Origin of the sequence: Streptomyces sp. NPDC060205, from assembly GCF_042728395.1 — a bacterium.
Lineage (GTDB): Bacteria > Actinomycetota > Actinomycetes > Streptomycetales > Streptomycetaceae > Streptomyces.
The window spans coordinates 1-6,549 of the sequence record NZ_JBHWZP010000437.1; the positions used below are offsets into that span (position 1 = coordinate 1).

Genomic DNA, 6,549 nt, shown 5'->3' on the forward strand with positions numbered 1-6,549 from the left:
CCGGGGCCCTTCTCCTGTGCGTCACCGTGCGGGTGCGTGGGGGCTGGTCGCGCAGTTCCCCGCGCCCCTGAAGGGGCCCCAGCGGGCCCCTCAGGGCTTTTACGCGCTCGGTGTGTATGCCTCCGCCACCGTCGAGGCCGCCGGCTGCTGGACCACCTTCATTCCGCCCGTCACCGACTTGTCCGGCTGGAGGATGACGCTCTCCTTGGAGGAGGGGGCCTTGGGGTCGGTGAAGTTCTGGGGGATGCCGAAGCCCGTGTCCAGGGCGTCGATGGTCAGCAGGGCCTTGTCCACGCCCTCACGGGTCAGGTCCTTGGACGCGCAGGCCTTCTTCAGGGCCTCGCCGAACGCGGCGGCGGCCGTCCAGCCGGCGACCACACCGTTGTCCAGGGAATCCTTGGGGTACGCCTTCTTGTAGTCGGCGACCAGCTTCTCGGCGCCCGGGGTGTCCGCGCCGATGGGCAGTGACGGCGAGGCCACCCAGTAGTTCTTCGCCAGGGCCGGACCGGCCTGGGTGGCCAGCAGCTGCGGGGCGAAGGCCGAGTTGTTGCCGATGATCGGGACGTTGAAGCCGCCGGCCGCGGCGACGCCGACCAGGGAGGCCGCCTGGCGGGGGCCCGCGCTGAGCACGACCGCCTTGACACCGGCCTTCTTCAGGGCCGCGACCTGCGCGGTCATGTCGTTGTCGGTCGGCTTGATCTTCTGCTCGACGACGGTCAGCCCGGCCTCCTCAGCGATGTGCTTGGAGCCGGCCAGCGCGCTCTCGCCGTAGTCGCCCTCGAAGTAGACGTGCCCGAGCTTGTCGCCCTTCTTGAGGCCCTTCTCCTTCATCAGGAAGTCGACGGCGTTGATCGTCTCGATGTCGTACGTGGACCCGATGACCCGGATGTACGGGCTGCCGAGCAGGGCGGACGACCAGGCCTGCGGCAGGACCAGGCCCTTGTCCTGGCCGTCGATGCGCGGCTTGGCGGCGGCGACGAACGGCGAGCCGATGAACTGGGCGAACCCGAGCACCTTGGGCGCCAGCTCGGTGTACGCGGAGAGGGCCTTCTGCGGGTCGTAGCCGTGGTCGCGGACGGTCAGCTCGACCTTGTAGCCGCATACGCCCCCGTCGGCGTTCAGCTGCTTCACATAGAGCTGCTGGGCCTGGGTGACACTCTTGCCGAGGGTCGCGTAGACGCCCGTCATGTCGGTGAGGGCGCCCAGCGAGATGGTCTTGCCGGAGATGCCCTCGCCGGTCTTCACCTCGCCCGCGGCGGTGTCGCCCTTCTTGTCGTCATCCTTGGCCTTGGAGCTGCAGCCGGACAGCAGCAGCAGCGCCGCGATCGCCCCGGCGGCCACCCTGGTCGTGCGGGCCGTGTTCATCGTGCTCATCGTTCCTCCCCTGGATCGGTCCTGAAGCGTCGCCCGGCGGCCACCCTGACCAGGCCGCCGGGAAGGAAGAGCACCACCACGACAATGGCGGCGCCGTAGAGGTACCGGGATGCCTCCCCGGGTGCGATCCCGCCCGTACCGGGGGCGGAGACCAGGGGCAGCGCATCGCTGTAGCGGGTCAGCAGCTGTGGCAGCACGGAGACGAACACCGCGCCGATCACCGCCCCCGAGACCGAGCCGAGCCCGCCGATGACGATCATGGCGAGGTATTCGAGCGACAGCGTGATGCCGAAGTAGTCCGGCACCGTCCGCTGGAAGACCAGGGCGAGCAGGACGCCCGCGAGGCCCGCGTACATCGAGGACAGGACGAAGACGGCGGCCCGGTAGCGGGCCACGGGGACGCCCATGACACCGGCCGCGATGCGGTGGTCGCGGATCGCGTTCATGGCGCGTCCGGGGCGCCCGCGCAGCACCCCGCGGGCGAAGAGCGCGCCGCCGAGGAGCAGCACGAGTGCCACGTACCAGAGCTTCTCCGCGGAGCCGAACGGGACGTTCGCGACGAGGAGTTCGCTGTCGTCGAAGGTCAGCCCGAACAGGCTCAGGGGCGGTACGTCACGGCCGTTGAAGCCGCCGGTGAGGTCCTTGGCGTTGAACAGCACGTGCTGGCCGATGAAGATCAGCGCGAGGGTGGCGATGCCCAGGTAGGCGCCGCGCAGGCGCCCCGCGATGGGACTGAAGAGGCCGCCGGCCAGACCCGCGACCAGGACGGCGAGGACGGCCGCGAGCCAGGTCGGCAGGCCCAGGCCGGTGAGCCCGTCACCGCCGTCCGCGGCGAACACGCAGTAGCCGTACGCGCCGACCGCGAGGAAGAAGGCGTGGCCCATGGAGAGCTGGCCGGTGGAGCCGGTGAGCAGGTTGAGCCCGATCGCGCCGATCGCCGCGGCCATCGCGAACAGGCCCGCCTGGAGCCAGAACCGGTCCAGGTAGAAGGGCAGGACGAGCAGCAGCAGGGCGCCGGCCGCCCAGACGTACGTACGGGCGCGAGTAGGGAGCCGCAGGGGGCGGCGGGCGGGGGTCTCGGAGGCGGGTGCTTCGGACACCGGTGCCTCGGAGACGGGTGTCTCAGACACGGGCCAGCTCCTTCGTGCCGAACAGCCCGGCGGGCCGGACGAGCAGGATCACGGTCATCACGAGGTAGGGGGCGACATCGCCCAGTCCCCGCCCCAGGAAGGACAGTTCGCTCTGGTAGCCGGTCGCGAGGGATTCCGTGACGCCGACGATCAGGCCGCCGACGAGGGCTCCGGTGGTGGAGTCGAGGCCGCCGAGGATGGCGGCGGGGAAGGCCTTGAGGGCGGCGAGCGAGGTGGCCCGCTCCAGGCCCGGGGTGGGAAAGACGGTCAGGAACAGGGCGGCGACGGCGGCGAGTCCGCCCGCCACGGCCCAGGCGCCGAGCGAGACCCGTCCGAGCCGTACGCCCATCAGCGCGGCCGTCTCCGTGCTCTCGGCGGCGGCCCGCATGGCCACGCCCCAGGAGGTGTACCGGAAGGTGAGCAGGAAGGCCGTGATGAGCAGGCCCGCGGTGACGAAGGCGGCGATGCGCGTGTGGGCCAGCGAGATGGAGCCGATGGTGAGGACGTCGTCGCCCCACGGGTCGCCGAGCGGCAGGACGTCGGTGCCGATCCGGCGGGTGAGTTCCGTGGTGAGCAGGATGTCCACACCGATGGTGACGATGGCGAGGACGCTGTGGTCGGAGCCCCGGTAGCGGCGCATCACGAAGAACTCGACGGCCGCCCCGACCAGCGCTGCCCCGGCGATCCCGGCCAGCAGGGCGGGCCAGAAGCCGATGTCGTCGTGGAGGACCGCGGTGATGTACCCGCCGGCCAGCAGCAGGGACGCGTGGGCGAAGTTCACGACCTCGGTGGCCCGGAAGATGACCACGAAGCCCAGCGCGATGAGGGCGTAGACCGACCCCATCGACAGCCCGTTGAGGAGGAGTTCGGCGAAGGTGCTCACGACGTGGTCTCCTCTTTCCCGGAGCGCCCGGCCCCTTCGGGTTCCTCGGAGCGCTCCCCCAGATAGGCGCGTACGACCGCCGGATCGTTCTGTACGTCGGCGGGGGCGCCGTCCGCGATGCGGCGCCCGAAGTCGAGTACGGTCACCGCGTCGGCGAGCCGCATCACCACCCCCATGTCGTGTTCCACCAGGACGATCGAGATGCCGAGGCTGTCGCGGACCCCCGCGATCACGGCGGAGGTGCGGATCCGTTCGTCGGCGGTCATGCCCGCGACCGGTTCGTCCAGGAGCAGCAGCCGGGGCTCCATGCACAGGGCGCGGGCGAGTTCGGCGAGCTTCTGCTGCCCGTACGGCAGTGAGCCCGCCGGACGGCCGAGGCAGGACGAGATGCCGACGAACTCGGCGATCTCACGGACGCGTTCACGGTGACGGCGCTCCTCACGGGCCGCCGCGGGCAGCTTCAGGCCCGCGGCGAGGAAGCCGGTGCGGGTCAGCCGGTGGCGGCCCAGCAGGAGGCTGTCCTCGACCGTGGCGAGCGGGGGCAGGGCCAGGTTCTGGAAGATGCGGGCGACGCCCAGATCGGCGATGCGGTGCGGAGGCATGCCGGTCAGTTCGTGCCCGCCGAGGCGGACGCTGCCCGAGGTGGCGCGGTAGACGCCGGACAGCACGTTGAAGCAGGTGGACTTGCCGGCTCCGTTGGGGCCGATGAGGGCGTGCACGGTGCCGGGGCGGACCGTGAAGTTCACGGCGTCCAGGGCGGTCAGACCGGCGAAGCGCACGGTCAGGTCCCGTACCTGAAGCGGTGGTACGTCCGTGTCGGAGCCGGGTGAAGTGGACTGCGGTGGTGCGTCGTTCGTCATGGTGAGGTGCTCACCCCTTCCATCGGGTCAGCGCCGGGTGCGAGGCGCGGGCCCGCTCGGCGTCGGCCGCCGCGTCCTCGTCGACCACGCCCAGGTAGCGGCGGCGCACCTCGTCGGAGGCGGCCAGTTCGTCGGCGGGCCCCGACAGGGTGACCTCGCCGACCTCCAGGACGTACGCGCGGGTGGCGAGGCGCAGGGCCAGTGCGGCGTTCTGCTCGACGAGCAGGATCGAGGTGCCCTGGGTGTTGATCTCCCGTACCGTCTCGGCGATCCGGGCCGCCATCAACGGGGCAAGTCCCAGGGACGGTTCGTCCAGGAGCAGCATCCTCGGGGCGGCCATCAGGGCCCGTCCGACCGCCAGCATCTGCTGCTCCCCGCCGGACAGCAGACCGGCGTGCTGCTGGGCGCGGTCGGCGAGGACGGGGAACAGTTCGTGCACGCGGCGCAGGGCGGCGGCCCGCGCGGCGCGGCCACCGGTGGCCCCGAGCGCCCCGGCGCGCAGGTTGTCGGCGACGGTCATCCGGGCGAACACCCGGCGCCCTTCCGGGATCTGGGAGATCCCGGCGGCCACCACACGGTCCGGCGGGAGGCCGCCGAGAGGGCGGCCGTCGAACTCGACCGTGCCGCCGGTGACCGCGCCGCCGTGGAAGGACAGGGTCCGGCAGATGGCCCGCAGGAGGGTCGTCTTGCCCGCGCCGTTGCCGCCGAGGACCGTGACCACGGCTCCTTCCGGCACCTCCAGGGACACCTGGCGCAGTGCCCGTACGGGCCCGTATCCGACCGACAGGTCCCGTACGGCCAGCCCCGACCCACCCATGGCATTCCCCCTGTCATCGCGGTCATCGCGCTCCCGCTCGGCTCGCACCCGGCGTGTTCACGTCCGGTGTGTTCACGTCCGGTGTGGCGCTCACCACAGCACCGGCAGGGGCGTCCGTCCACGGGGCGCGGGCGAATCGCTGCGGGTGACCAGCGGGCGCGGGCGGGCGTTGTGCGCGCGCACAACACCGCGTGTCAGGGGCCTGTGCGGGGCGGCGGACAGGTGGCATCCTCCGGCCATGGGAGCCCGCAGAAGGCGTACCGGTCATGACTGGAAGCTGCTCGCCGAGTCCTGCACGGCGCTGCTGGAGCGGCTGCCGGAGCTGGTCGACGAGCACATGCGGCAACTGGCCGAACACTCCCCCGTCTACGGGGAGTTCCTGCCGTACGACCAGCAGTGGCGGGAGGCCCAGGACGCGATGCGGATCGGCATCGAGACGATCTCCGCGCCCCGGGACTCGCCCCGCCGTGATCTGGAGTACGCGGAGGACGCGGGCCGGCGCCGGGCCCAGCAGGGCCTGCCGCTGGAACTGCTGGTGCACGCGTACCGCTCCGCGGGCTATCTGGTGTGGGACGCGCTCCTTGAGGCGGCGACCGGCAAGGAGCCGGAGCGTCTCGGGGTGCTGATGCGGTCGGCGACCATGGTGTGGTCCGCCGTGGACGCGCAGGCCGCGGCGGCGACCGAGGCGTACCGGGCGACCGAGATGGAGCTGCGGCGGCGTACCGACGAACGGCTCCAGGCGCTGCTCGACGCGCTCCTTGAGGGCCAGGAGGCGCCCGGTCTCGCGGCGCGCGCCGCCGCCGGTCTCGACCTGCCCGAGCGGGGACCGTACGCGGTGGTCGTGCTGCGCTCGGAGCGGCGCGAGCCGTTGCGGCGGCCCGTGGAGGGGGCGGGGCTGCGGTTCGTCTGGCGGATGCGGGCCGACTGCGAGGTGGGGGTGGTGGCCCTCGGGCCCGGGCAGGGCCTCGACGGGGTCGCCCGGGCGCTCGACGGGCGCTGCTCCGGTCCCGGCGGGATCAGTCCCGTGGTCGCCGGGCTCGCCGAGCTGGGGCGGGCGCGGCGGCTCGCGGAACTGGCGCTGCGTACGTGTCCGCCGGACGCGAGTGCCGTCGTGCGGCTCGATCAGCGGATGCCGACGGCGCTCGTCGTCAGCCAGCCGGAGCTGGCTTCGCGGCTGGTGGCGGATGTGTTCGGTGCCCTGCTGGAACTCGAACCGCCGGAACGGGCCGTGCTGTTGGAGACGCTTGACGCGTGGCTGAGTTGTGAGGGGTCCGCCGGGCGGGCGGCTGGGCGGCTGTACTGCCACCGGAACACTGTGTTCAACCGCCTGCGACGCTTGGAACAGCTGACGTCGCGGTCGTTGGCGCGACCGCGGGACCTGATCGAGATGACGCTGGCGTTGGATGCGTATCGGTTGGCGGGGGTCGGGGGGTAGGGCATTGTTTTCGCCCCCGCCGCCCCTACCCGTTCCCGTCACTGCATGGG

The 6,549-nt window shown here is 72.0% G+C and carries 6 protein-coding genes; 1 reads left to right on the forward strand and 5 read right to left on the reverse strand.

What is annotated here, in order from left to right; all coding sequences use genetic code 11:
- Positions 1-99 precede the first annotated feature (99 nt).
- The 5 genes from ACFWGJ_RS40250 to ACFWGJ_RS40270 are packed head-to-tail and all read right to left on the reverse strand — an operon-like array spanning position 100 to position 5,064.
- On the reverse strand, positions 100-1,374 hold the full coding sequence (locus ACFWGJ_RS40250) for an ABC transporter substrate-binding protein (RefSeq protein WP_387333917.1): 1,275 nt from the start codon (positions 1,372-1,374) through the stop codon (positions 100-102).
- Complete coding sequence (locus ACFWGJ_RS40255) at positions 1,371-2,474, reverse strand: branched-chain amino acid ABC transporter permease (protein WP_387333922.1); 1,104 nt, start codon at positions 2,472-2,474, stop codon at positions 1,371-1,373. The genes ACFWGJ_RS40250 and ACFWGJ_RS40255 overlap by 4 nt, the downstream gene beginning before the upstream one ends.
- A gap of 22 nt (positions 2,475-2,496) precedes the next feature.
- The gene (locus tag ACFWGJ_RS40260) at positions 2,497-3,387 is read right to left on the reverse strand and encodes a branched-chain amino acid ABC transporter permease (protein ID WP_387333918.1); all 891 of its coding nucleotides are present in this window, start codon (positions 3,385-3,387) and stop codon (positions 2,497-2,499) included.
- On the reverse strand, positions 3,384-4,247 hold the full coding sequence (locus ACFWGJ_RS40265; protein ID WP_387333919.1) for an ABC transporter ATP-binding protein: 864 nt from the start codon (positions 4,245-4,247) through the stop codon (positions 3,384-3,386). The genes ACFWGJ_RS40260 and ACFWGJ_RS40265 overlap by 4 nt, the downstream gene beginning before the upstream one ends.
- Positions 4,248-4,257: 10 nt before the next feature.
- The gene (locus ACFWGJ_RS40270) at positions 4,258-5,064 is read right to left on the reverse strand and encodes an ABC transporter ATP-binding protein (protein WP_387333920.1); all 807 of its coding nucleotides are present in this window, start codon (positions 5,062-5,064) and stop codon (positions 4,258-4,260) included.
- A gap of 238 nt (positions 5,065-5,302) precedes the next feature.
- Here ACFWGJ_RS40270 and ACFWGJ_RS40275 point away from each other — a divergent pair, with 238 nt between their 5' ends.
- Positions 5,303-6,499, forward strand: coding sequence for a PucR family transcriptional regulator (locus ACFWGJ_RS40275; RefSeq protein WP_387333921.1), 1,197 nt, complete (start codon positions 5,303-5,305; stop codon positions 6,497-6,499).
- Positions 6,500-6,549: the final 50 nt, after the last annotated feature.

Coding starts and splice junctions, on each gene's coding strand:
- ACFWGJ_RS40250 (WP_387333917.1), bottom strand. CDS start 1,374: ATGAGCACGATGAACACGGCCCGCACGACCAGGGTGGCCGCCGGGGCG.
- ACFWGJ_RS40270 (WP_387333920.1), bottom strand. CDS start 5,064: ATGGGTGGGTCGGGGCTGGCCGTACGGGACCTGTCGGTCGGATACGGG.
- ACFWGJ_RS40265 (WP_387333919.1), bottom strand. CDS start 4,247: ATGACGAACGACGCACCACCGCAGTCCACTTCACCCGGCTCCGACACG.
- ACFWGJ_RS40275 (WP_387333921.1), top strand. CDS start 5,303: ATGGGAGCCCGCAGAAGGCGTACCGGTCATGACTGGAAGCTGCTCGCC.